The 22,514-nt window shown below is 68.6% G+C and carries 21 protein-coding genes; 7 read left to right on the top strand and 14 right to left on the bottom strand.

The features are described 5' to 3' along the window. Nucleotides 1-13 precede the first annotated feature (13 nt). Genes VF632_RS03605 through VF632_RS03590 form a run of 4 tightly spaced genes read right to left on the bottom strand, consistent with a single transcriptional unit; the run spans nucleotide 14 to nucleotide 4,048 of the window. Nucleotides 14-559: a hypothetical protein gene (locus VF632_RS03605; RefSeq protein WP_331021481.1), complete on the bottom strand. Its 546-nt coding sequence runs from the start codon at nucleotides 557-559 to the stop codon at nucleotides 14-16. After that, a complete protein-coding gene (ligA, locus tag VF632_RS03600) occupies nucleotides 556-2,670 on the bottom strand; it encodes an NAD-dependent DNA ligase LigA (RefSeq protein ID WP_331021480.1) in 2,115 nt (704 codons plus the stop codon). The genes VF632_RS03605 and ligA overlap by 4 nt, the downstream gene beginning before the upstream one ends. After that, the gene (locus VF632_RS03595; RefSeq protein ID WP_331021479.1) at nucleotides 2,667-3,656 is read right to left on the bottom strand and encodes a diguanylate cyclase; all 990 of its coding nucleotides are present in this window, start codon (nucleotides 3,654-3,656) and stop codon (nucleotides 2,667-2,669) included. Before VF632_RS03595 ends, ligA begins: the two co-directional genes overlap by 4 nt. Then, nucleotides 3,653-4,048 (bottom strand): response regulator, encoded by a 396-nt coding sequence (locus VF632_RS03590; RefSeq protein WP_331021478.1) that lies wholly within the window; start codon nucleotides 4,046-4,048, stop codon nucleotides 3,653-3,655. Before VF632_RS03590 ends, VF632_RS03595 begins: the two co-directional genes overlap by 4 nt. Nucleotides 4,049-4,246: 198 nt before the next feature. On the opposite strand from VF632_RS03590, the gene VF632_RS03585 reads away from it, so the two are divergent. From VF632_RS03585 to thiE, 6 genes are all read left to right on the top strand, one after another. Next, nucleotides 4,247-4,465 carry a hypothetical protein gene (locus VF632_RS03585; RefSeq protein ID WP_331021477.1) on the top strand — a complete coding sequence of 73 codons (219 nt, stop codon included), beginning with the start codon at nucleotides 4,247-4,249 and terminating at the stop codon, nucleotides 4,463-4,465. 72 nt (nucleotides 4,466-4,537) lie between these two features. After that, a complete protein-coding gene (locus VF632_RS03580) occupies nucleotides 4,538-6,103 on the top strand; it encodes a trehalose-6-phosphate synthase (RefSeq protein WP_331021476.1) in 1,566 nt (521 codons plus the stop codon). 16 nt (nucleotides 6,104-6,119) lie between these two features. Next, nucleotides 6,120-6,650, top strand: a complete 531-nt coding sequence (locus VF632_RS03575) for a dihydrofolate reductase family protein (RefSeq protein ID WP_331021475.1) — start codon at nucleotides 6,120-6,122, stop codon at nucleotides 6,648-6,650. 223 nt (nucleotides 6,651-6,873) lie between these two features. Beyond that, nucleotides 6,874-7,326: a Holliday junction resolvase RuvX gene (gene ruvX, locus VF632_RS03570; RefSeq protein ID WP_331021474.1), complete on the top strand. Its 453-nt coding sequence runs from the start codon at nucleotides 6,874-6,876 to the stop codon at nucleotides 7,324-7,326. After that, nucleotides 7,323-8,321, top strand: a complete 999-nt coding sequence (gene mltG, locus VF632_RS03565) for an endolytic transglycosylase MltG (RefSeq protein ID WP_331021473.1) — start codon at nucleotides 7,323-7,325, stop codon at nucleotides 8,319-8,321. The genes ruvX and mltG overlap by 4 nt, the downstream gene beginning before the upstream one ends. Then, nucleotides 8,318-8,944 (top strand): thiamine phosphate synthase, encoded by a 627-nt coding sequence (gene thiE / locus VF632_RS03560; protein WP_331021472.1) that lies wholly within the window; start codon nucleotides 8,318-8,320, stop codon nucleotides 8,942-8,944. Before mltG ends, thiE begins: the two co-directional genes overlap by 4 nt. 71 nt (nucleotides 8,945-9,015) lie before the next feature. On the opposite strand, the gene VF632_RS03555 is transcribed toward thiE, so the two are convergent. The 8 genes from VF632_RS03555 to VF632_RS03520 form a co-directional block, all read right to left on the bottom strand. Next, complete coding sequence (locus VF632_RS03555) at nucleotides 9,016-9,498, bottom strand: DUF2335 domain-containing protein (protein ID WP_331021471.1); 483 nt, start codon at nucleotides 9,496-9,498, stop codon at nucleotides 9,016-9,018. A gap of 317 nt (nucleotides 9,499-9,815) precedes the next feature. Further along, nucleotides 9,816-11,240 carry a sigma-54 dependent transcriptional regulator gene (locus VF632_RS03550; RefSeq protein WP_331021470.1) on the bottom strand — a complete coding sequence of 475 codons (1,425 nt, stop codon included), beginning with the start codon at nucleotides 11,238-11,240 and terminating at the stop codon, nucleotides 9,816-9,818. Nucleotides 11,241-11,826: 586 nt separating this feature from the next. Continuing rightward, nucleotides 11,827-13,650, bottom strand: a complete 1,824-nt coding sequence (locus VF632_RS03545) for an ATP-binding protein (RefSeq protein ID WP_331021469.1) — start codon at nucleotides 13,648-13,650, stop codon at nucleotides 11,827-11,829. A 428-nt stretch (nucleotides 13,651-14,078) separates the two neighbouring features. Beyond that, the gene (locus VF632_RS03540; RefSeq protein WP_331021468.1) at nucleotides 14,079-15,140 is read right to left on the bottom strand and encodes an aminopeptidase; all 1,062 of its coding nucleotides are present in this window, start codon (nucleotides 15,138-15,140) and stop codon (nucleotides 14,079-14,081) included. Continuing rightward, on the bottom strand, nucleotides 15,137-15,394 hold the full coding sequence (locus tag VF632_RS03535; protein ID WP_331021467.1) for a hypothetical protein: 258 nt from the start codon (nucleotides 15,392-15,394) through the stop codon (nucleotides 15,137-15,139). Before VF632_RS03535 ends, VF632_RS03540 begins: the two co-directional genes overlap by 4 nt. A 41-nt stretch (nucleotides 15,395-15,435) precedes the next feature. After that, nucleotides 15,436-16,170, bottom strand: a complete 735-nt coding sequence (locus VF632_RS03530) for a hypothetical protein (RefSeq protein ID WP_331021466.1) — start codon at nucleotides 16,168-16,170, stop codon at nucleotides 15,436-15,438. Between the two features lie 441 nt (nucleotides 16,171-16,611). Continuing rightward, entirely contained in the window at nucleotides 16,612-17,109 is a 498-nt protein-coding gene (locus VF632_RS03525) for a hypothetical protein (protein WP_331021465.1), read from the bottom strand. A gap of 134 nt (nucleotides 17,110-17,243) precedes the next feature. Beyond that, entirely contained in the window at nucleotides 17,244-17,669 is a 426-nt protein-coding gene (locus tag VF632_RS03520) for a peptidylprolyl isomerase (protein WP_331021464.1), read from the bottom strand. A gap of 363 nt (nucleotides 17,670-18,032) precedes the next feature. Here VF632_RS03520 and VF632_RS03515 point away from each other — a divergent pair, with 363 nt between their 5' ends. Then, nucleotides 18,033-18,269, top strand: coding sequence for a hypothetical protein (locus tag VF632_RS03515; RefSeq protein ID WP_331021463.1), 237 nt, complete (start codon nucleotides 18,033-18,035; stop codon nucleotides 18,267-18,269). A gap of 155 nt (nucleotides 18,270-18,424) precedes the next feature. Here the strand turns inward: VF632_RS03515 and VF632_RS03510 are convergent, their stop codons facing one another. Further along, nucleotides 18,425-19,180: a carboxypeptidase-like regulatory domain-containing protein gene (locus VF632_RS03510; RefSeq protein ID WP_331021462.1), complete on the bottom strand. Its 756-nt coding sequence runs from the start codon at nucleotides 19,178-19,180 to the stop codon at nucleotides 18,425-18,427. Between the two features lie 336 nt (nucleotides 19,181-19,516). Continuing rightward, nucleotides 19,517-22,132: a DNA gyrase subunit A gene (gyrA, locus tag VF632_RS03505; protein WP_414682880.1), complete on the bottom strand. Its 2,616-nt coding sequence runs from the start codon at nucleotides 22,130-22,132 to the stop codon at nucleotides 19,517-19,519. Between the last annotated feature and the right edge of the window lie 382 nt (nucleotides 22,133-22,514).

The raw sequence follows: 22,514 nt of genomic DNA, 5'->3' as shown, positions 1-22,514 counted from the left end.
CTAGCCTTGCTCTCTACAGCCGCGCGACGACGTCCTCGACGGGGGTGCCGGTGCGGACGCCCTCGTACACCTGCCCTAGGATGTCTCCGCGGGCGAAGAGCAGGCGCGTGCGGTCCGCCGACCCGGACGGCACCTCCATCACCGCCACGCCCGAGCCCGCCAGCCGCTCCAGCAGCGCGCTGAACAGCCCCGTGGTCAGGTGCGCGCCGCGTGGCCCGCCACCGGCCTCGGCCTCTACCCAGTCCGTCAGGTCGATCGCCCCGACTGCCGGGTGAAGGTCGCGGAACTCCAGCCGCCCCCAGCCGCGATCGGCAAAGAAGCCGGCCGCCGCGCGCCAGAACTCCGCGGGGTTCAGCCGGCCCCAGTCGATGCCCGCGAAGTCGCGTGCCACCCGCTCCTGCAGCGAGGCGTACACCTCTTCGCCCAGCTCGTAGCCCAGCTGGCGCAGCACGGTGACGGCCTCCATCGGCTGGCGGTCGCCCACGACGGCCGTGCGAACCGAGGCCAGCAGCGTGGCGGGCACCTGCAGAAAGCGCGGCGGGGCGGCGATGGCGTTCATAGGAGACTTTCCTGGACGGCGCCACCAGCGACGGCGGCGGGTTCGGTGGATGGATCGGGATCGGCCTCGGCAGACCCGGCGGCCAACAGCTCCGGGAGCGCGAGAAGGTCGGCCTCGCTGAGCTCCTTGACGCCCAGCTCGCGCGCCTTGGCCAGCTTGGAGCCGGCATCGTCGCCGGCCACCAGGTAGTCCGTTTTCTTGGAGACGCTTCCCGCCACGCGGCCGCCGCGCTGCTGGATGAACTCCTCCATCTGCGGCCGCGTCATCGTGGGGTGCGTGCCCGTGATCACGAAGGCCTTGCCCGTGAACGGCCCCTGGGCCGGCTCCGTGCGCTCCTCCGTCATCTTGACGCCTGCGGCCGCCAGCTTGGCCACCACCTCCTGGTTGCGCGGCTCGGCCATCCAGGAGTGAAGCGCCTCGGCCATCGTGTGGCCGATGGTGTGGACGGCCTCGATTTCCTCCGTTGTCGCGGTCGCCAGGCGCTCCATGCTGCCGAAGTGCCTCGCGAGCGTCTGCGCCGCGATCTCGCCCACGTGCCGCACGCCCAGCCCAAAGAGCACGCGGGCCAGCCCCTGCTGCCTGGACGCGTCGATGCCGGCCAGCAGGTTCTGTGCGGACTTCTCCTTGAAGCCCTCCAGCGTCAGCAGCTGCTCTTGGGTGAGCGCGTAGATGTCGCCCACGTCGCGCACCATCCCGCGCTCCAGCAGGGTGGCGATGGTCCGCTCGCCCAGGCCGCGGATGTCCATGGCCCCGCGCGAGACGAAGTGCGCCAGCCCCCAGTAGATGCGCGCCGGGCAGGCCGAGTTGGGGCAGTACAGCAGGGCCTCGCCCTCGGGGCGCTCCACCGGCGTGCCGCACGACGGGCATTGGTCGGGCATGCGGAACTCCTCGGCCCGCACCTGCCCCTCTTCCAGCACCGGCCCGACCACCTGCGGAATCACCTCGCCCGCCCGCTTCACCAGCACCTTTTCGCCGGCGCGCAGGTCCTTGCGGCGGATGTCGTCCTCGTTGTGGAGGGTCGCCAGCTTCACGATCACCCCGCCCACCTCCACCGGCTCCAGCACGGCGTAGGGGTTCAGCGCGCCCGTTCGCCCCACGTTCAGCTCGATGGACCGGAGCGTGGTGATGGCCAGCGCCGGAGCGTACTTGTAGGCGATGGCCCAGCGCGGGTCGCGCCCGCCCACGATTCCCAGTTCGTCGTGAAGGGAAAGCGGGTTCACCTTGATGACCGCGCCGTCCACCTCGTAGTCCAGCTCGGCGCGCGACCCTTCGAACTCGTTCACGAAGGCGAGCACCGCCTCCAGGTCCGTGCAGGGGCGGGCCAGCGGGTTCACCGGCTGGCCCCACGCCCGCAGCGTCTCCAGCAGCTCCCATTGGGAACTGAAGGGAAGCGGATCGCGGCCGTCCGTCTCCACCGCATAGGCAAAGAAGCGAAGTGGACGCGAGGCGGTGACGGCCGGGTCCAGCTGGCGAAGGCTTCCCGCCGCCGCGTTGCGCGGGTTGGCGAAGGTGGCGTGCCCCTCGGCCGCGCGGCGCTGGTTGAGCGCGGCGAAGCCCGAGAGGGAGAAGTACACCTCGCCGCGCACCTCCATGCGCCGGGGCACGGGCGCGTCGCCGCGAAGCCGAAGCGGGATCTCGCGGATGGTGCGCAGGTTTCGCGTCACGTCCTCGCCGATGGTGCCGTTGCCCCGCGTGGCCCCGCGCACCAGCACCCCGTCCTCGTAGGTCAGCGCGATGGCCAAGCCGTCGATCTTGGGCTCGGCCACGTACCCCGCCGTCAGCACCTCGTCGGCGATGCGCGCGTTGCGCACCTCCCACGCGCGCAGCTCGTCGGGCCCGAACGCGTTGTCCAGGGAAAGCATGGGCGCCAGGTGCTCCGTCTTTTCCAGACGGCTGGCGGGCTCGGCGCCCACGCGCTGCGTGGGAGAGTCGGGGGTGCGCAGCCCGGGGTGGGCCGCCTCCAGCTCGCGCAGCTCGCGAAACAGGCGGTCGTACTCCGCGTCAGACCGCGTGGCCGCGTCCAACACGTAGTACTCGTGATTCGCCTGCTCGATGGTTTCCCGGAGCTCGGCGGCCCGGGCGGCCGCCTCGGGTGGGGCGGCGGGGCTCATGCCTGCGGCTGCGGCGTTTCGACCTGGGTGGCGCGCACGGCGCGGTTGCGTCCGCTGCGCTTGGCCTCGTACAGCGCCTCGTCTGCCGCCTTCAGCAGCTCCTCTGGCGTGTCGGCCTGCGAGGCCTGCGACGACGCCACCCCGCACGAGGTGGTCATGCGGATTTCCACCGCGCCGTCACGGTACAGGTGCTCCTCCACTGCCGCGCGCACGCGCTCGGCGAACGCGGCGGCCTCTTGCTCGTCGGTGTTGGGAAGGATGGCGATGAACTCCTCGCCGCCGTACCGCCCCACCATGTCGATCTCGCGCGCCGTTTCCTTGATGATGCGCGCCGTTTCGTACAGCACCACGTCGCCCGTGGGGTGGCCGTACGTGTCGTTGATGCGCTTGAACTTGTCGAGGTCGATCATGGCCACGCCCACCGGCTCGCCCGTGCGGCGGCTGCGCTCCCACTCGTCGTGAAGCTGCTCGTGCACGTGCCGGTGGTTGAACAGCTCCGTCAGGCCGTCGGTGACCGAGAGCTTCTTCAGCCGGATGTTGGCGTGCTCCAGCTCGCGGTTCTTCAGGTCCAGCTCGTCCTGCAGGCGCTTGACGCGCAGCATGGCGCGCATGCGCGCCTCGAGCTCGTTGAAGTTGTACGGCTTGCTGATGTGGTCGTCGGCGCCCGACTCCAGCCCCTGCACCACGTCCTCGGTTTCCGTCAGCGCGGTCACCAGGATGATGGGGATGAAGGGGAGCGAGTCGTCGTCCTTGATGCGCCGGGTGACCTCGTGGCCGTCCATCCCGGGCATCATCACGTCCAGCAGGATCAGGTGCGGGGCCTGCACCTTGACGGCCTCCAGCGCCTCGGGGCCGTTGGTGGCGGTGACCACCTCGTAGCCGCGCGAAGCCAGGCGGGCGTGAAGGATCTCGACGTTGTCGGGAACGTCGTCCACCACCAGCACGCGGGTGGGGCCGTCCTCCGTCACCCCGGCGGACGTGGTCAAGCGTTCGCCTCCCGGCCGGACCCGATGAACTTTTCCACCTCGGCGACCACGCGGCGCGGCTCGCAGGGCTTGGCCAGGTACCCGTCGCAGCCCACCTCGGTGGCCTTCGCCCGGTCCGTAGCCAGGGCGTGCGCGGTGAGGGCGATGATGGGAATGGAGCTGGTGGCCGCGTCGCCCTTGAGGATGCGCGTGGCCTCCCATCCATCGATGATGGGAATGGAGATGTCCATCAGGATCAGGTCCGGATGGTCTTCGCGCGCCATGCGCACCCCGTCTTCGCCGTTGCGGGCCTCGATGACCTGGTACCCGAAGTGCTCGAGGATCGTCCGGTAGACGGTCCGATTGTCCTCGTTGTCCTCCACGAGCAGGACCGTCTTGCTGGAATCCGCCATCCCGAAGTGCCTCCTGTCCAGTTTCCGTCTGACGCCCACCCCGCCGCGCGATGGCGCGGGCAAGGCGTTAATTATACCCCCGTGGTCGGGCGTGGCAAGGCTGGCCCCCCGGACCTCTGCCCTTCCGCTGGCACGCGCGTTGCCCCCGCCCAGCGCGCGCCCCGCCGCGGCTTTCCCCCGATCCCAGGCTCGAGTCTCATGCAATACGAAGAACAGTCGCGGCGCCGCACCGTCCTGCGCGGCTTTGCCCTGGGTGCCATGCTGGGCGTGGGCGCGGCCCTGCTGCTCTCGCCGGGCCGCGCTTCCGGCGGCGACGCCGTCGCTCGCGCGCGGGGGATGCGCGCGCCGGCCGAGGGCCGGGACGGGGCGGGGAAGGGCGCGGCGGCGCGGATGGCGAAGCACCGCTTCACGCTGTAGCCGCGCGTTCGACCGAACGAACTCGGGCCGCCCGCAGTCCCGGCGGCCTTCGCATACACGAGGTTTGCACCGATGCCGACCGATCCGCGGGACCTGGGCCCGCTGTTCCGCGAGAACTTTCCCGGCCGCCGGTTCGTGGTGGTGTCGAACCGCGAGCCGTACGAGCACAAGTGGTCGCAGGAGGTGGGTGAGATGGAGGTGGGGCGCCCCGCCGGCGGCCTTACCTCGGCGCTGGACCCGCTGCTGCAGGCGCTGGGCGGCATGTGGGTGGCCTGGGGCTCGGGCGACGCCGACGCCCAGGCGGTGGACAGCGACGACCGCGTTCGCGTTCCGCCGGAGGACCCCAGCTACACCCTGCGCCGCGTGTGGCTTACGGATCGCGACATCCACCGCTACTACCTGGGGTTCAGCAACCAGTTCCTGTGGCCGCTGTGCCACCTGCGGCCGGACCTCACCCGCGTTCGCGGCCGCTACTGGGAGCGCTACCGCCGCGTGAACCGGCGCTTCGCCGACGCGGTGCTCGAAGAAGTAAAGGGCAAGGACGCCGCGGTGTGGTTCCAGGACTATCACCTGGCGCTGGCGCCGCACCTGGTGCGCAGCCGCCGGCCGGACCTGTCGCTCGCGCACTTCTGGCACATCCCGTTTCCGCCCATCGACATCTTTCGCCTGGCGCCCCAGGCGGGGTACCTGCTGCGCGGCCTGCTGGCGAACGACCTGATGGGCTTTCACCTGCCCATCTTCGCCGACAACTTCCTGCGCGCGGCGCGGCGCATCGCGGGGGCCGAGGTGAACTGGCAGGCGCGGACCGCCACCCTCGACGGGCACACCTGCCACGTGGGGGCGTTCCCCATCTCCATCGACATCCAGCAGTTCCAGGACGCGGCCACGGCGCCGGGGGTGGAAGAGCAGATGGCGCGCATCCGCCAGCGGTACGCGCCGGGCGGCGGGCGCATCGGCATCGGGGTGGACCGGCTTGACTACAGCAAGGGGCTGCCGGAAAAGTTCAAGGCGCTGGAGTTCCTGTGGGACCGCTACCCGGAGTTCCGCGGGCGCTTTACCTTCGTGCAGGTGGCGGTGCCCAGCCGCGGCGACATCGAGGCGTACGACGACCTGGCGCAGCGGGTAGACCGGCAGGTGCGCGAGATCAACGAGCGCTTCGCCACGGCCGACTGGCGCCCCATTCACCTGATCAAGCAGTCGCTGCCGGTGGACCGCCTGGCCACCCTGTACCGGCTGGCCGACGTGTGCATCGTCAGCTCGCTGCAGGACGGGATGAACCTGGTGGCCAAGGAGTACGTGGCCAGCCAGGTAGACCGCAACGGCGTGCTGATGCTCTCGCTCTTCGCCGGCGCGGCCGAGGCGATGGAGGACGCCCTGCACATCAACCCGTACGACCCCGAGGGAACCGCCCTGCGCATCCGCGACGCCCTGGTCCTCCCGGCCGACGAGCGGGCCGCCAGCATGGAGCGTCTGCAGGCGTCGCTGACGTCCATCTACGACTGGATGAACGACACGTTCCAGTGCTGGGGCCGCGTTTCCCGCGGGGACGGCGCGTGCGAGCAGCCCCCCGCGGACCCGTTCACGGAGCCGTTCGATGATGAGGTAGTGGCGGGGGTGGACTACGACGAGCGCTACTGACGAAAGGGAAACGGGTATGGCGAAGCTCGTGTTCGGAATGAACCAGTCCCTGGACGGCTACGTCGACCATACGGAGTTTGCGCCGGATCCCACGCTGTTCCGCCACTTCGTCGAAGAAGCCCGGGGGCAGGCGGGGAGTGTGTACGGCCGCAAGATCTATGAGATCATGCGGTACTGGGACGAGGATCACCCTGAATGGAATGCAGATGAGCACGCCTTCGCGGAGGCGTGGCGGAAGCAGCCGAAATGGGTGGTCTCGCGCACGTTGACGTCGGTGGGCCCCAACGCCAGCCTTGTCGGCGATGACCTGGAGGGCGCCATCCGCGCGCTCAAGGCCGAGCGCAAGGGGGAGATCGAAGTTGCCGGCCCGGACCTGGCGCAAAGCCTCACCGAGCTTGGCCTGATCGATGAGTATCGAATCTACCTGCACCCGGTGGTGCTTGGTCGGGGCAGCCCGTATTTCGCCGGACCCCGGCCGCCGCTCCGCCTGATCGCTCACGATCGGATCGGCGAGGACGTGATCAGGTTAACGTACGTTCCTGCGTAGGGTCGCGACTCGGCGGCGAGGGACGTGGACTTGTAGTGGGCGGGTTTCACGCGGCACCTCGGGTGTGTGGCGGATCCCTCGGTCGCTGCCGGCTGGAATGTGAGGGGCAAGTGAGGCGTGGCCGCTCCGTCGGGATGACATCAGCGGCCTCGTTTTTCTTTCCGCGAGGGAGAGTGTAGTTTCCCTCACGCACTTTCGCACTTTCGCACTCACGCACTCGCCCTTGTCCCGAACCATCGCCTTCGACTACGGCCAGCGCCGCATTGGCGTGGCGGTCAGCGACCCCACGCGGACCATCGCGTCGCCGCTGACCACCCTGCAGCGGCGTGCCGGAAAGCGCCCGCCGTGGCCCGAGATCGCCGCCCTGGTCGCGGAAAGCGAGGCCGACGAGGCGGTGGTGGGGCTGCCGCTGGACCTGGCCGGCGAAGAGAACGAGTGGGTGGCCGAGGTGCGCCGCTTCGGGGACGACCTGGCGCGGCGCACCGGGCTGCCGGTGCACTGGATGGACGAGCGCATGTCGTCCATCAGCGCCGAGCGGGCGGTGCGCGGGATGGGGCTCAAGAAGAGCGACCGCGAGCAGAAGGGACGCATCGATTCCGCGGCGGCGGCGGTGATCCTGGAAACCTGGCTGGCTCTGCGCCGCAACCAGCGCAGGGCTTCGGGAGAGACGGAATGAGGTTCGGTCGATCGATGGCGATCCTCGCGCTCGCGCTCCTGGCGGCGTGCGGCAGCGGCGAGGGGAAGGGCGAGCCGGTGCGCTTCAAGGTGCCGGAGGGGAGCGGGCTGTCGTCCGTCACCGACACGCTGGCAAAGCGCGGCGTCGTAGGCTCCGCCGCCACCTTCAAGCTGTACGCGCGGATGCAGGGTGCCGCGCCCAAGCTGAAGCCCGGCGTGTACGAGGTGCGCCCCGGCGCGTCGTACGGGCTGATCGTGCAGAAGCTCACCACGGGCGACGTGGTGAAGACGCGCGTCGTCATTCCCGAGGGGTGGGACCTGCGCGGGATCGCCCCGCGGCTGGCGCAGGCCACGGGGCTGCCCAACGACTCGGTGCTGTCGCGGCTGATGGACCCCGCCCTGGCGCAGAAGTACGGCGTGCCTGGGCCCACGCTGGAGGGCTATCTGTATCCCGCGACGTACACCCTGCCGATGGGCTCGTCGCTGGACCGCATCCTTCGCGAGATGACGGGGCAGTACAAGCGCCAGTGGACGCCCGCCATGCGCGCGCGTGCCCAGGCGTTGCGGATGAGTGAGCGCGAGGTGGTGACGCTGGCTTCCATCGTGGAAAAGGAGGCGCGCGTGTGGACCGAGCGGCCCACCATCGCCCGCGTCTATCACAACCGCCTGCAGCGCGGAATGCGCCTGGAAGCGGACCCCACCGTCCAGTACGCCCTGGGCGAGCACCAGAAGCGGCTGCTGCGCAAGCACATCCAGCAGGTTGCCGCCGATCCGTACAACACGTATCGCCACAAGGGGCTGCCGCCCGGCCCCATCGCGTCTCCCAGCCGCGGGGCGGTGGAGGCGACGCTGAACCCGGCGGAGCACGAGTTCCTGTTCTTCGTGGCGCGGCGCAACGGCACGCACGTGTTCACGCGGACGTACAACGAGCACCTGCGCGAGGTCGCCAAGTCGCGCGCGGAGCTTCGCGCCGCGCAGCCGGGCGCCCGCCGGTGACGCTCGCCGAGCGGCTGCGGCTGATCGTGGTTACCGATGCGGACTGCGGCGGGCGCGACCTGGTGGACGTCGTCCGCGCGGCGCTGCGGGGCGGCGCGCCGGCCATCCAGCTGCGGATGAAGGATGGTGCCGCGCGCGACATGGTGGAGATGGCGCAGGCGCTGCTCGCGGAGACGCGCCTCGCCGGGGCGCTGCTGTTCGTCAACGACCGCGTGGACGTGGCCGTGATCGCCGGGGCAGACGGCGCGCACGTGGGCCAGGACGACCTTCCCGTCAGCGCGGCGCGGCGCGTTTCGGCCCCCGGCTTTCTGCTGGGCGTTTCGGCGGAGAGCGTGGAGTTGGCCTTGCAGGCGGAGGTGGAGGGCGCGGATTACGTCGGCGTCGGCCCCGTCTACGTCACGGGTAGCAAGGCCGACGCGGGCGAGCCCATCGGCCTTGGACGCATCGCGGAGGTGGCCGCGGCGGTGAAGATCCCCGTCGTGGGAATTGGGGGGATCGCGGTCGGCAACGCGCGGGCGGTGGTGGAATCGGGCGCGGCCGGCGTGGCGGTGATCAGCGCGGTCATGCGCGCGGACGATCCCGAATCCGCCACGCGCGAGCTGCTGCGGGCCACCACGATCTAGGCCGTCTCGGATGCGGAACGTGGAAGGCCGGTGCCGCGGGTGCGCGGCGCCGGCCTTCTCTGTCGTACCTGTCAGTCGAGCTTCTGCTTCCCTTCGTCGATCTGGGCTTTAGGCGGGGCCGCCTTGCCGCGAGAAAGGTACACGAGGAGCAAACTCCCGAGCGCACCGATGAAGGTGGCGATTCCTTCCAGGCTCTTGCCCCCGTTGATCAGGTAGAAGCCCCCGAGTATCCCGGTCATCGTGATGATGAACGCTGACCCGAGACCCAGGAACGAGAGCCGCAACAACCCGCTTTGCATTTTCCTGCGATGCCCGCCCTCATCCTCGGCCATTCTGACGATCCGATCGGCCAAGCCGGGTACCACCGCTTCGTACTCGGCCAGAAGGTCTGGCGGCGGAAGGGGCCCGGAGAACGATGACGACTCCGAAACGTGAATCGCGGCGGGGAACAATTCCTCCTGACGGAGAATCGCAGGCCCTTCGGAGGAGCCTGCGACTGCGTTATCCCGCTGGGGCGAAAGCTGTCGATCCCCGCTCGTCTGTTTCTGTGACATCCGCCTCCGCCCCCGCTCTCCCGAGTGCTATCTGCCAGTCTCGCCGGAGTGCTTCCGCGTCGGCCGAAAAACCACGCCAGTCGACGTTCGTCAACAACAATCCCCCGAGATCCAGTGCGTGTGCCGCACCCCACAGGAATGCATTCGTCTTCCCGCGTGCACTGCTACGGCGGGTGGAGTTGCTCATGGTATCCCGTTCGCGAGGAGAATCTCGGCCTGCTCCCCACAGGTTGCAGGGTCCGTTCCGTGATGTCAACCCTTTGTCGCCGACAGCGGGCCGATCATTCGGCCAGTCATTGGAATGCGGACATCGACATCTACCAGGCGACTTCGCGGCCGTCGAGGTCGTACTTGGTGAGCATCCGGTGGATGGTCTTGCGGTCGATCCCCGCGGTGCGCGCGGCGTGCGAGATGTTGCCGTTGTGCCGGTTCAGCAGGTCGCGCAGGTACTCCTTTTCGAACACCGTGATGGCGTCGTTCTTGGCCTCGTGAAACGGCTGGTCGGCGCTGAACGACATGGCGGTGCGGGTGCCGCTGGAGGGCGCCGCCGACAGCTCCTCGGGAATGTCCTCCACCCCGATCTCCTGCCCGGGGAGGCACAGCGAAACGATGCGCTCCACCATGTTCTGCAGCTCGCGCACGTTGCCCGGCCACGAGTAGTCGCACATCACCCGCAGCGCCTCGGGGGTAAAGCGCAGGTTTCCGCGGTCGTACTCCTCGGCGAACTTGCGCAGGAAGTGCTGGGCCAGCGCGGGAATGTCCTCCCGCCGCTGCCGCATGGCGGGCAGCTTCACCGGCACCACGTTCAGCCGGTACAGCAGGTCCTGCCGCAGGTTGCCGTCGCGCACCGCCTGCTCGGGATCGCGGTTGGTGGCCGAAATCCACCGCACGTCGATGGAAATTTCGCTCTCGCCGCCCACCCGCCGAATGCGCCGCTCCTGGATGACGCGAAGGAGCTTGGCCTGCAGGTCCATGCTCATCTCCGACACCTCGTCCAGGAAGAAGCTTCCGCCCGAAGCCACCTCCAGCAGCCCGCGCCGCAGCGTGTCGGCGCCGGTGAACGAGCCCTTCTCGTGCCCGAACAGCTCACTTTCGAGCAGGTTGTCGGGAAGCGCGGCGCAGTTGATGGCCATGAAGGGCCGCGCGCTCCGCCGGCTGTTGGCGTGGATGGCGCGCGCGATCAGCTCCTTGCCCGTCCCGGACTCGCCCGAGATGAAGACGCTGGCATCCGTGGGCGCCACGCGCGACACCACCGAGAACACCTTCTGGATGCTGTCGCTGGTGCCGATGATGTTGTCGAAGCTGTAGTGCTTCTTCAGCTGGTCGCGCAGGTGGGCGTTGTCGCGGACCAGCTGCACCTGCTGCCCGGCGCGCCCGATGAGAATGCGCAGCTGCGTGGCCGTGAACGGCTTGGGGATGTAGTCGTAGGCGCCGGCGCGGATGGCCTCGACGCTGCTGTCGACCGTGGCGAAGCCGGTGATCATCACCACGAGCGTTTCCGGCGCCTGCTTCTTGATTTCCTTGAGCAGGGCCAGCCCGTCCATGTCGGGCAGGTGCAGGTCGGTCAGGACGATGTCGGGGCGGTGCCGGCGAAGGCTGTCGAGGGCCGCCTTGCCGCGGCCCTCGGTGTACACCTGGTACCCTTCGCTGCCCAGGATCTGCCCGCAGCTCTTTACCAGCAGCTCCTCGTCGTCGACGATGAGCACGCTGATGGGGACCTCGGAGGGCGACGTGTCGCTCATTGGGAGTGGCTGGAGAAGAGCGGGCGTCAGATGCCGCAGGCGCAGCAATCACGGAGATGGCTGATGGATCCTCAATGTATGTTGCGGGGGCGTGTGGGGCAACGGTGTCGCACTTGCGGCCCGCCGGGTGTACAGCCCCGACGCGCCATACCGTCGCATTCGAGTCACCGCGGACCCACTCCCCGCCTGTGGACGACATGCTCCTCGTCCTCACGATTGACCCACGCGTGTCCACTTGGGGCAGGTTCTCCACGGTGCTCGGCGCGGCGGGAGAGGGTAGGGAGGTAACGAGGGTGAGTCTCCCGGGGAGGCAGCAGAGCCTCGGCTGCCGTGGGGGCCCTCACCCGGCCGCGCTGACACGCGTGCCACCCTCTCCCGCGAGCGGGAGAGGGTGTACACACCAGAGTCGCGCGTGCACTGCGAGCCGATGCGCAACCGAATTCTCCCCTCTTACGCTTGGGAGAGGGGTTGGGGGAAGAGGGCAGCAGGGGCATGCGCCGGAGTCTTAGAACCTTACCAAGCTCCGCCAACGAGGCCGTCCCAAACACCAGCCCCACCGAGACGCCACCAAGCGGCCTTTCGCTGGTCAGGCGACGGTTTGCTGGACCTCCGGCACCATCAGGGGCTCCGAAACCAGCGGGGTGACGATGGTGTCCGCGTCCTTGGGCGGGGCCAGGCGCCGCTCCACCGGCACCGCGTCGTCGCGCATTCCCTTGCGGCGCGGATCGGCGATCCACGTGGCCACGCGCTGCATGAACTTCCACACGCCGCCCTGGCCAGGTCGCTGGTACACGTCGTCGGACGGGTCCATCCCCATCTTCTGGAACACCTGCGTCAGCCACTCCGGCCCGTGCCCGCCTACGCCGAGCTCCGGCATCCAGCACTCCAGCTCGCCCGCGGGCACCAGGAAGATGCCGTACTCCGACAGGTTCGCCAGCAGCTCCTCGAACTCCTTGCGCACCTCGCCGTTCACCCGGTAGATGCCGCCGTCCTTGTAGTGGGCGTTGTTCATCTTCTGCTGAAGCCGCTTGCGGATGTCCTCCCACGGCTCCCAGAAGACGGACGGCACGAACGCGGCGTTCATCAGGTCGCGGAAGTCTTCGCGGCCCTTCAGCAGGTCCAGGTCCAGGATGGCGGCCGCGGGCAACCCCATCTCGCGCAGCGGCCGCACGATGCGCCGCACCGTCTGCTTGTTCTGCGCGTTCAGGAACACGCACCCGTCCGCGCCTCCGCCACGGTGCGCCAGCAGCCGCTCGTTGATCTCGGCGTAGTACACGCGGTCGGCGTCGGCCTCGCAGACGATGGCCCCTTCGTGGAAGAGCGCGCCCAGCACGCCGGTGCTGCGCAGCAGCGGGTCGCGCATCATCGCTTCCAGCTGGTGCGCGGCCAGGAGGCGGGCGCTGGGCATTCCCTTCCGGTACGTCAGCCGCACGATGTTCACCGCCTGCCCCGCGGTGACGCACCCCATCACGAAGTCGGGCGAGTGGGTGGCGGCCAGCACCGTGGCCCCGCGCTCCGCCGCCAGCTGCGTCAGGCGTTTGCCCAGCTTGCGGCTGAGCGGCGGGTGCAGGAACGCTTCGGGCTCGTCCACCAGCATGATGCGGTAGTCGGCGCTCAGCAGCGCGGCGGTCAGGCCGGTAAAGGCGCGGATGCCGTCGCTCATCTCCGACATGGGGTGCGCGCGGCCGTGGAATGCGCGCGCGCGGTCGTCGCCGGCCTGCTCCTCGTCGTCGTCGATGGGCGGGCGCTCCGACATCCGCACGTGGAACTGGTTGCCGCTGCCGGGATCGATCACGAAGAACAGCCCGAACGCGTCGGAGGTGATGTCGCGAATGCGTTCGCGGGCCTCGTCGTCGCGAAACAGCACGCCCAGGTGGTTGGTGGGGTTGGCGTGCCGCCCGCCGGCTGCCTGCGGCTGGGTGAGCGCCAGGCGCGTCTGCCCGTCGAGCCGCAGGGTGAAGAGCGAGAGCAGGTCCTGGCAGATGATGTCCATCTCCTCGTCCGACGCGTTCTGCGCGTGGGCGACGGCGGCCATCAGCCGCGGGAGGTCGATGGTGTGCTCCACCAGGGGCTCGGCGCTGTCCGTGGCGCGGCGCCGCGAGTACTCGCCCGCGGAGCGAAGCCGCAGCACGCGCACCTCGTTCTCGGACGCGCCGTCCTCCGGCACACCGACGGCACGGGAACGCAGCATCTTCTCGATCACGGCGGCCGGCGGAAGCTGCAGCCCCAGGCGCTTGATGATGTGGCGCAGCGAGTCGCCGCCGGACTCGATCCACTCTTCCACCTCGCGAAGCGCCAGGCTTTTTCCCGAGTTGTTGGGGCCCACGAACACGGTCATCGGGCCGGGGGAAAACCGCAGCGGCTCGTCGCCTTCGGCCGCGCCGAAGCGCAGGGCTACCGTTCTGAGCATCGTGGCGCGGGCTGTGGGAAAGCGCCGTGGCTGGGTCGCGGGGGCGGGACGTTCGGATCTCGCTCGCGGCTCGTTTCACCGGCGGGAAAGCGCGAGTTCCGTTCCAGTCGGGTTACATGTTCGTTGAGTGTTCGTGCTGCAGGCGAATCCGCGCGGAGAGCGTGGGTCGGGGCTTCGTCGCGTGTCCTCCGCCCGGGCGGGCGAATGAAATTCGCTGCAACGACCACACGAAGCCCGCCTTCGCGTACTGGCCTGTTTTCGTGTGAGGAGAACCATGGGGCGCGCCCGGGAGTGTGTGGCGGATCCCTCGGTCGCTGCTGTCTTCTGGCGTGAGGTCGGGTGACGGGTGGCCGCTCCGTCGGGATGATAGCTGCGCGTCGGCGGGTGCCGTGGGGTGCAGGTGAAGCGGCGGATTCATCCGCTCCGGCTCACCGCAGCAGGGCCTCTACGGCGCCGTACGGGTCGTCCTTGTTCGTGCGCGCCGCGGCTACGATGTCATCCATCGCGCGTCGAAAATCGCCGCCGCGCGACTGGTACACGCGCTCGAACAGGTCCAGCCGGTCGTAGTAGATGCGGCGCGAGATCAGCGTGGCGTTGTTCAGCGGGTCGCGGGTGAAGCCGGAGAACGTATCCACCTTCAGCCGCGGGCGCACCTCGGCGGCGAAGCGCGCCTGCGCGTCACTGAAGATGCGCTCGCGCTCTCGCAGCTTGTCGTCCCTCGACAGGTCTGGCCGGGCGTACAGCGTTTCCAGGTCGTCCACCAGCCCTTTCAGGAACACCCCGAACGTCACGTCGTCGTCCCAGGCGCCGGTGGCCGTGCGGCAGGTGGCGGCATCGGGACCGTCGCGGCCGCAGAAGAACTCGATGGCGCCGCGGCCGCCCACGAAGTTGGCCAGGCTCTCGTTGAATACCGCCTGCCCCGGCGCGTAGAAGGTGTTGTGGAAGAGCTCGTGGATGACGGTGTTGGCGAGCGAAATCTCGTCGTAGCGCAGCAGCGTGGAGAGCAGCGGATCGTTGAACCAGCCCAGCGTGCTGTACGCGGCCGAGGGGCGCAGGTAGGTGTCGAAGCCGCGCGCCTCCAGCTTGCGCTGCTCCTTCTGGGCGTCGCGCAGCTCGAAGAAGCCCTTGTACGGCACCCGCCCGACGATCGGGAAGCGCCACGTGTGAGGCGCGAAGCGGTCCTTGTACGCGGCGGAGAGCACCATCACCAGCGTGTCGGATTCCGCGCGGGCGAAGAGGGTGTAGCTGTCGCCGGCGTTGAGCTTCAGCGAGTCGGCGGCGAACTGCCGGGCCTGCAGCACCAGCAGCAGCTTGTTGCGCGTTTCCCAGTCCGTCGCCGTGTCGGCCACGATGCTGGCGATCGGGTGGCGGCGGTTGAGAATCTTGGTCTGCTCCCACGCGGCGCGCAGGTAGTAGCCGGGCGAGCAGGCGGAAAGCAGCGCCACGAGCGCCAGCAGCAACGCCGGACGGGTGAAGCGCGTGGCTTTCATCCGTTCCCGCCCTCCTTGTCGTCCTCCATGCGGGTGCGGAGGAAGTCGTCCAGGTACTCGTCGGGCACGCCGTACACCTTCTCGGCCAGGAAGCGCCGCGTCTCTACCTCGTTGTGGGTCACCTGGCGCAGCATGCCCCCCAGGCTTTCCAGCGACAGCCCCACGCGCCGCGCCGCGTCGGCCAGGCGGCGGTAGGCCTCGCGCCGCGCCTCCTGCTCGTCGGGCGTCTCTCCCTCGTCCCACGGCTCACGCATGTTCATCGTCCGGTATCACTTGCTGCTGGTCGGCCACAGGCTCACAGGGCAAAAAGAGCGCGCAACGCATCATCGATCTCGATCATCGTTACCTCATCCACCACCGCCCCGACATCGCCCGACACTCGGGTCGGGTGGAACACCGAGTGGACGAATGGAACCGCCAGCACCGCAAAGGAAAGCCCATCTTCGACGTCCGAGAGCCATCCCTTGTCTCTGACCACGACCTCTCCGGGCTCGGGCTCCACGTCCAGGATCACCGGTACGATGATCTGGTATCGCTGACGATTGGAATACTGCGGCTCCGTAACGACCAATCCAAGTTCGAACCCCGTGCGTGCAGCGTAGTCCCGGGTCAGGCGGATGACTCGACCGCGCCAGGAGCCCGCGGCACCACCTTGCCCGAGTGTAGTGCCCGTTCCCAGACCCAGTGCCTGGTGGAGTTTCAGGCGCAACTCCGCCATCTCGTCGAGCAGCCGTCCTCGAAATTGCCGGAGGTCCGCGGGGTCGACGCTTACCAGGCGAGCGGGATAGATGTACGTGGCCGCGGTGAACCCTGCATGCCCCGACTTTCCATCCCGTGTGCTGGCGGGATCGAACAAGACGTACGCCGCGCCGCGCCCTGCTTCGGTCGACTGGGTGCTCGCGTACGCGAACACCGCCGGATCGTCACAGCCTTCATCGCACGCCGTCAGCAACACATGGCGTCGCCACTTGGGGTCGCCCTGGGCATCGTCATCGGGCGGAAGCAACCAGACTTCACCAGGGTAGCGCATCGATGGCCACGGAAGAGAGAACGACCAGAACCGCGGGGATCCTGGCCGTTCGTTGTACGGGCGAGCGAAGCAATCCGCTACTTCCGGCGCCGCTTTTCCAGCCTCCCGCGGATGAAATCAGCGCCTCGGAGGGCAAGGTTCTCGAACTCCAGGTGATCCGGGGGAGGCTCCGGGTCCAGGAGTTCTCCACCATAGGAGGCGCGAGGCCGCGGCGTTGGTCCTTTCTCCACCGCCGGCTCCTTCGCGGGGATCTGGGCTGCCATCGGAAACCTTCCAGTCAAAGGGAGCAGTGCCAACCAACGATGGTGTAGTCGAAGGACGCCGTCAAGCGCCGGCCGCGCCCGCTCAGCAGGTGTCACCATGCGTGAGTCGAAGCTGCTGCCTCACGTGGGCGTCTCTCCCTCGTCCCATGGCTCACGCATGCTCGTCCACATCCGATCGTCAGGTTCTTCGGTACCGCTGCCCGGACGGCGCGCCCTGCCGGGCCGCGTCCACCTGCTCACGAAGGTAGCGCACGTCGGGATGCGGAGAGAAGGGCCAGTGCACCACGAACCGCGCGATGTAGTGCGCGCGCCCCCCTTCGCCGTTCGGGCGTGAGTAGTGGATGGTGATCAGCTTGGGATCGAACAACCAGTTCTCCGTCACCTGGATCACGCTGCCGAGGGGAACGTTCTCCTCCTCCCGTCCGTTGCCGATGGTCAGGTGGTCCGCGTGCAGGTACACCGTCCTCAGCCTGCGCGGGGACCAGAGGATGAACGTCGAAGTGATCACCCAACCTATTGGAAAGACCACCTTGTGGAATCCATGCGCTGGCGCCCCGTCGACCTCCCCCAAGCCGAACGCAACGAAGATCACGCCGAGGCCGAAGCCCGGGATCCAGATCCACGGTAAAATCCACTTGTAGACGAAAGTGAACTGCGAGTGCAGGCGGCTGGGCATGATGCGAAGACGTGCGGGTGGGGCGAGAGCGCCCGGCTTGCCGCGGGTGTCGCGGCGCGGGGACTACGCGGCGCGTCGGTGGGTAGTTTCCGCCGGCCCGGCGACGCATTCATGCGCGGCCGGGCTGGCGCCGCTCAGCGGATGTCGACCAGCGTGAGCTCGAATGTGAGCGCCTTACCCGCCAGCGGATGGTTGGCGTCCAGCAACACCGCGTCGTTGGCCACGTCGCGGACGGTGACGATGAAGGTCTGCTGCCCGTCGCTCATCTGCAGCTGCTGCCCCACCTCGGGCGTCACGTCGGGCGGAAACTGCTCGCGGGGCACGCGCAGCAGGAGCTCCGCCCGCACCTCGCCGTACGCATCGGACGACGGGATGTTGATGGTGCGCTCGTCGCCGGGCGACATGCCCGTGACGCCCTGGTCGAACCCGGCGATCACCTGCCCGCCGCCGATGGTGAACTCCAGCGGGTCGCGCCCTTCCGAGCTGTCGAACACGCTCCCGTCGTCCAGCGTGCCCTTGTAGTGAACGCGGACCGTGTCACCGCGCTTCGCTTCGGCCATCGGTCAGATCTCCTGGTGTGAAAACCGGCGCGGGCTCTCCCGGGTGGAGGGCCCGCGACGCGCCAACGTGGCAAGATCACCGCCCCTCCGCCAGCACCAGTTCCGCCGGGTGGGAGTTCGCTCCGGCCGTTCACTGAACCGCGGAACGTTCAATGAACGCGCTCACCCGCACCCGCGCGGGCGGTCGACGTGCACTCCGGATGTTCGTAAAGTAGCCTGTCACAAGAACTTGTGAGGTTCTCCGGCCGACCGGCGCACCCGGGCACCGCCTGTGCCTTTCAGGGAGCCCGACCAGGGCGGCCGCGGAAGGCCGTCCAACGGCCGGGCGAGGAGCCCGGACCACACTCCACATGGAGCGTACCCATGAAGGCTCGCATTCTTCCCGTCTTCGCGCTGGTGCTTCTGGCCGCCTGCCCCGGCGGCGGCAACGGGAACGCCGAGGCGCCGGCCGACAGCACCAACGCGGTGGCACCTCCCGAGCAGGCCACGGTGCCGCCCGCCGCCGACACGTCCGTGCCCAGCGCCTCGCCCGCCGGCGACAGCGTTGCCGCCGACCTCTCGGCCACGGGCTCCGTCGGCACCTCGTCCGACAAGCAGTAATCCCGGGATCGGGAAGAACAACATCGAAGTTGCAGAGGGGCAGAGAAAAGCCAGAGATACAGAGGAAGACCCGTTCTCCTCTGTATCTCTGGCTTTCTCTGTACTGCGCCCCGAGTGGTGCATCCTCGCCTGCCCGGCGCCCCAGACCCCGACGCTCAACGGCTGGTGGGGCGCCGCACGAAGTTGAAGCGCGTATAAGTGGGCTCCTCGTCCATGGCGCCTACCCAGACGCGCTTCGATCCCGGTTGGCCGGGCGCTAGCTGGTAGCCCCCTGGGGCGCTCACGCGCACCTCGTACTCTCCCTTCCCATCCAGCGCGACGAGCCAATCCCCGTCCGCATCCGTGGTGCCGCGGGCCAGCGTGCCGCCCCCCGGCGATGAGACCGTGGCCATGACACCGGTAACGGGACCGGGTGCCTCTCCCCGCTGCGCGTGCACGCGCAGCATGTAGCGCGGGAGTGGCAGCGGCACCGGGCCGGTGATCGCAATGAGCACCGCGCCTGCTGGAACCCCTGTGAGGTGCACAGCGTCCCGAACCCGGCCGGCTGCAGCCTCGTCCTCGACGGCGACGACGACCCGGTTCCGGATGACGTTCGCTGCATGACCGACGACGCCCGTCGTTCCGCCCGGCGCCAGCTGCTCGTGCCACCGGGTCAGGTCCGCCCAGGTATACGGCGCCCCTCGCACGCGCACCACGCCCCGGCATTCGCCAGCGCTGGGCAGATCCGCAGCGAAGCGCTCCTGCGCCTTTGCCGCGGCGGAGGAGTCCGGCTTGGTCGAAAGGACGATGATGTCGCACTTTTCCGCGTAAACACCGCCGAATCCTGGTATCGTTCGAGATTCCGCGACGTACGACTGGGTTCCGCCTACGCTCCCCCGCAGCGCCTGGTCGTACGGCATACGCGCTGTCAACGGCTGCTCCCGCGGTTCCTCCGTGCACCCGAACGTGACGAGGACGGACGTGCAGGCGAGACGCAACGCCCTGGCGTACAGCCGCAGAATGCGGATTGGCAATGCGTGGCGAACGACCAGCGGGAGCCCACATCCCGCGGCGCGATTCCCCCGAACCTTCATGGAATGATCCAGAACGTCAGCATGTCATCGTAGCTCTGTCCGAGGTCATTCCGAGAATCGCGGGTGGCGAGCAGTAGCTGTAGTCACCGATCGGGATGAAGACAGGGACCCCTCCATTACGGAGAGATCCCTGTTCTTCAGGCGCGCCAAGCGGACGCTTGGGCAGTCGCAGGTCTACTCGTCGCCGAGCAGCTCGTCGATGGAGTCGTCGCCCGCGTCCTCGTCGATCAGGTCGCCCGCGTCGGCCGGCTCGTCGTCGAACTCGCCGTCCTCGGGGTTGATCCCCAGCGACTCTTCCAGCGCGGTGCTGTCCACCACCTCCTGGCCGGGGTCCTCGTCGGCCAGGATGGCCTTGGGCTCCTCGTCCTCGTTGACCACGCGCGCCACGTCCATCACCGCGTCCTTGGCGCCCAGGTTGATCAGCTTGACGCCCTGGGTGTTGCGGCCGATGGAGCGGATGCCGTCCACGGGGGTGCGGATGATCACGCCCTGCCTGGTGATCACCATCAGCTCATCGCCGTCGTGCACCTCCTTGATGGCCACGACGCGCCCCGTCTTGTCGGAGATGCGCACGTTGATCACCCCGCGCCCGCCCCGGCGCTGGCAGCGGTACGCCTCCAGCGGGGTGCGCTTGCCCATCCCCAGCTCGGTGATCACCAGCAGCGACGAGCCCGGCTTGGTCACCACCATGCCGATCACCTCGTCATTTTCCTGCAGGGTGATGCCGCGCACGCCGGTGGTGGCGCGCCCCATCTCGCGGACGTCCTTTTCCTCGAAGCGGATGGCCATCCCCTCGCGCGTGGCCAGCACCACGTTGCACGAGCCGTCGGCCGGGATCACGGTGATCAGCTCGTCGTCCTCGAGCACGTTGATGGCGTTCAGCCCCACGCGCCGGGGGTTTCCGTACGCCGCCAGCGACGTCTTCTTCACCACGCCCTTGCGCGTGGCGAAGATCAGCGACTTGTCGGGGCTGAAGGTGCGCACCGGCACCAGCGCCGCCACCTTCTCGTCGGAGGCAATGTTGATCAGGTTCACCACCGGCTTGCCGCGGCTGTTGCGGCTGCCCACGGGAATCTCGTGCACCTTCAGCCAGTAGCACTGGCCGTCGCGGGTGAAGAACATCAGGTAGTCGTGGGTGTTGGCCAGGAACAGGTGCTCCACCCAGTCTTCTTCCTTGGTCTTCATCCCCTCGATCCCCCGCCCGCCGCGCGCCTGGGCGCGGTAGGTGTCGGAGGGCACGCGCTTGATGTAGCCCGTGTGGCTGACGGTGATCACCATCTCCTCGTCGGGGATCAGGTCCTCGATGGAGAGGCTCGACGCGTCGCCCAGGATCTCGGTGCGCCGCTCGTCGCCGAACTTGTCGGCCACCTCGATCAGCTCGTCCTTGATGATGGACTTGCGCCGCTCGACGTTGCCCAGGATGTCCTCGAGGTCGGCGATGGTGGCGCGCACCTCGCCCAGCTCGGCCTCGAGCTGCTCGATCTCCAGCCCGGTCAGGCGCGCGAGGCGCATGTTCAGGATGGCGTCGCTCTGCCGCTCGGAAAGCGTGAACCGCGTCCGCAGTGCCACGCCCGCCTCGCCCGTGGTCTCGGAGCCGCGGATGATGGCGATCACCTCGTCGATGTGGTCGACGGCGATCTTGAGGCCTTCCAGGATGTGCTCGCGCTCACGCGCCTTGCGAAGCTCGAACTCGGCCCGGCGGCGCACCACGGTGTGCCGGTGCTGCACGAAGTGCTGAAGCATCTCGCGAAGGCCCATGATCTTGGGCACGCCCCCCGCCAGCGCCAGCATGATGATGCCGAAGGTGCTCTGCAGCTGCGTGTGCTTGTACAGCTGGTTGAGCACGATGTGGGGAATGGCGTCGCGCTTGAGCTCGATGACCACGCGAATGCGGCGGTCGCTCTCGTCGCGAAGGTCGGCGATTCCCTCGATCTTCTTGTCGCGCACCAGCTCGGCGATGTGCTCGATCACCCGCGACTTGTTGACCTGGAACGGCACCTCGGTGATGACGATGCGCTCGCGGCCGCCTTCCTTTTCCTCGACCTCGGCGCGCGCGCGCAGCACCACGCGGCCGCGGCCGTGCTCGTACGCGCCGCGGAAGCCGTCGCGCCCGTAGATCACGCCGCCGGTGGGAAAGTCGGGCCCGCGCACGAACTGGTGAAGGTCTTCCCAGGTGGCGTCGGGATTGTCGATCAGGTTCACGCAGGCGTTCACCACCTCGCGCAGGTTGTGCGGCGGAATGTTGGTGGCCATGCCCACCGCGATGCCGCTGGAGCCGTTGACGAGGAGGTTGGGGAACTTCGCCGGGAGGACCTTCGGCTCCATGAGCCGGTCGTCGTAGTTGGGCGAAAAGTCGACCGTTTCCTTGTCGATGTCGGCCAGCAGCTCCATGGCCAGCGGCGCCAGGCGCGACTCGGTGTAGCGGTAGGCCGCCGCCGCGTCGCCGTCGATGCTGCCGAAGTTGCCCTGCCCGTCCACCAGCGGGTAGCGCAGGGAAAAGTCCTGCACCATGCGCACGAGGGCGTCGTAGACGGAGGAGTCGCCGTGCGGGTGGTACTTGCCCAGCACGTCGCCCACCACCGTAGCGCACTTCTTGTAGGCGCGGGTGGGGATGAGCCCCGCCTCCTGCATGGCGAACAGGATGCGGCGGTGCACCGGCTTGAGGCCGTCGCGCACGTCGGGAAGCGCGCGCTGCACGATGACGCTCATCGAGTAGTCGATGAACGACTCGCGCATTTCCTGCTCGATCAGCCGGGGCAGGATGCGCGAAACGGGAATCCCCGGCACCATGACCGGCTCGTCGCCGTCCTGGTCGGGCGTCTCTGGCGTGAAGTCGTCGGACATCTAGGCGTGTGGAACGGTCTGGAAAGCGTTGCCTGACGCGCACTTGGGCGCTCGGGGGATGATACCCCGGCGAGGCCGTCCGGTGCCCCGGGCAGAGGGGGGCCGAGAAGGTCATCAACGTACGCTTTGGGGCTGCTTTCCGCCAGTGCGCGCGCATGCCTGCGCGTACGATCGCGCGTACGTGCGCGAGGCAGGGCTGCCGGGGCGAATGAAATGAATTCGCGGCAACAACCACACGAAGTCCGCCTCCGCGGACTGGCGTGCGTGAGGTAGCCTGTGCCGTGGGGGCACGCCCATACAGAGGCGCCCCCGCAGACACGAAGGTCTG

Source organism: Longimicrobium sp., assembly GCF_036388275.1.
Classification (GTDB): Bacteria; Gemmatimonadota; Gemmatimonadetes; order Longimicrobiales; family Longimicrobiaceae; genus Longimicrobium.
This window is presented reverse-complemented; position numbering and strand designations above follow the sequence as displayed.

What these genes read in the sequence shown, in the direction of transcription:
- VF632_RS03585 (WP_331021477.1), top strand. Translation starts at nt 4,247, where the DNA reads ATGCAATACGAAGAACAGTCGCGGCGCCGCACCGTCCTGCGCGGCTTT.
- VF632_RS03555 (WP_331021471.1), bottom strand. Translation starts at nt 9,498, where the DNA reads ATGTCACAGAAACAGACGAGCGGGGATCGACAGCTTTCGCCCCAGCGG.
- mltG (WP_331021473.1), top strand. Translation starts at nt 7,323, where the DNA reads ATGAGGTTCGGTCGATCGATGGCGATCCTCGCGCTCGCGCTCCTGGCG.
- VF632_RS03580 (WP_331021476.1), top strand. Translation starts at nt 4,538, where the DNA reads ATGCCGACCGATCCGCGGGACCTGGGCCCGCTGTTCCGCGAGAACTTT.
- VF632_RS03605 (WP_331021481.1), bottom strand. Translation starts at nt 559, where the DNA reads ATGAACGCCATCGCCGCCCCGCCGCGCTTTCTGCAGGTGCCCGCCACG.
- VF632_RS03575 (WP_331021475.1), top strand. Translation starts at nt 6,120, where the DNA reads ATGGCGAAGCTCGTGTTCGGAATGAACCAGTCCCTGGACGGCTACGTC.
- gyrA (WP_414682880.1), bottom strand. Translation starts at nt 22,132, where the DNA reads ATGGTGCCGGGGATTCCCGTTTCGCGCATCCTGCCCCGGCTGATCGAG.
- VF632_RS03530 (WP_331021466.1), bottom strand. Translation starts at nt 16,170, where the DNA reads ATGCGCTACCCTGGTGAAGTCTGGTTGCTTCCGCCCGATGACGATGCC.
- VF632_RS03545 (WP_331021469.1), bottom strand. Translation starts at nt 13,650, where the DNA reads ATGCTCAGAACGGTAGCCCTGCGCTTCGGCGCGGCCGAAGGCGACGAG.
- VF632_RS03520 (WP_331021464.1), bottom strand. Translation starts at nt 17,669, where the DNA reads ATGGCCGAAGCGAAGCGCGGTGACACGGTCCGCGTTCACTACAAGGGC.
- VF632_RS03515 (WP_331021463.1), top strand. Translation starts at nt 18,033, where the DNA reads ATGAAGGCTCGCATTCTTCCCGTCTTCGCGCTGGTGCTTCTGGCCGCC.
- VF632_RS03540 (WP_331021468.1), bottom strand. Translation starts at nt 15,140, where the DNA reads ATGAAAGCCACGCGCTTCACCCGTCCGGCGTTGCTGCTGGCGCTCGTG.
- ligA (WP_331021480.1), bottom strand. Translation starts at nt 2,670, where the DNA reads ATGAGCCCCGCCGCCCCACCCGAGGCGGCCGCCCGGGCCGCCGAGCTC.
- VF632_RS03590 (WP_331021478.1), bottom strand. Translation starts at nt 4,048, where the DNA reads ATGGCGGATTCCAGCAAGACGGTCCTGCTCGTGGAGGACAACGAGGAC.
- VF632_RS03550 (WP_331021470.1), bottom strand. Translation starts at nt 11,240, where the DNA reads ATGAGCGACACGTCGCCCTCCGAGGTCCCCATCAGCGTGCTCATCGTC.
- VF632_RS03525 (WP_331021465.1), bottom strand. Translation starts at nt 17,109, where the DNA reads ATGCCCAGCCGCCTGCACTCGCAGTTCACTTTCGTCTACAAGTGGATT.
- VF632_RS03535 (WP_331021467.1), bottom strand. Translation starts at nt 15,394, where the DNA reads ATGCGTGAGCCGTGGGACGAGGGAGAGACGCCCGACGAGCAGGAGGCG.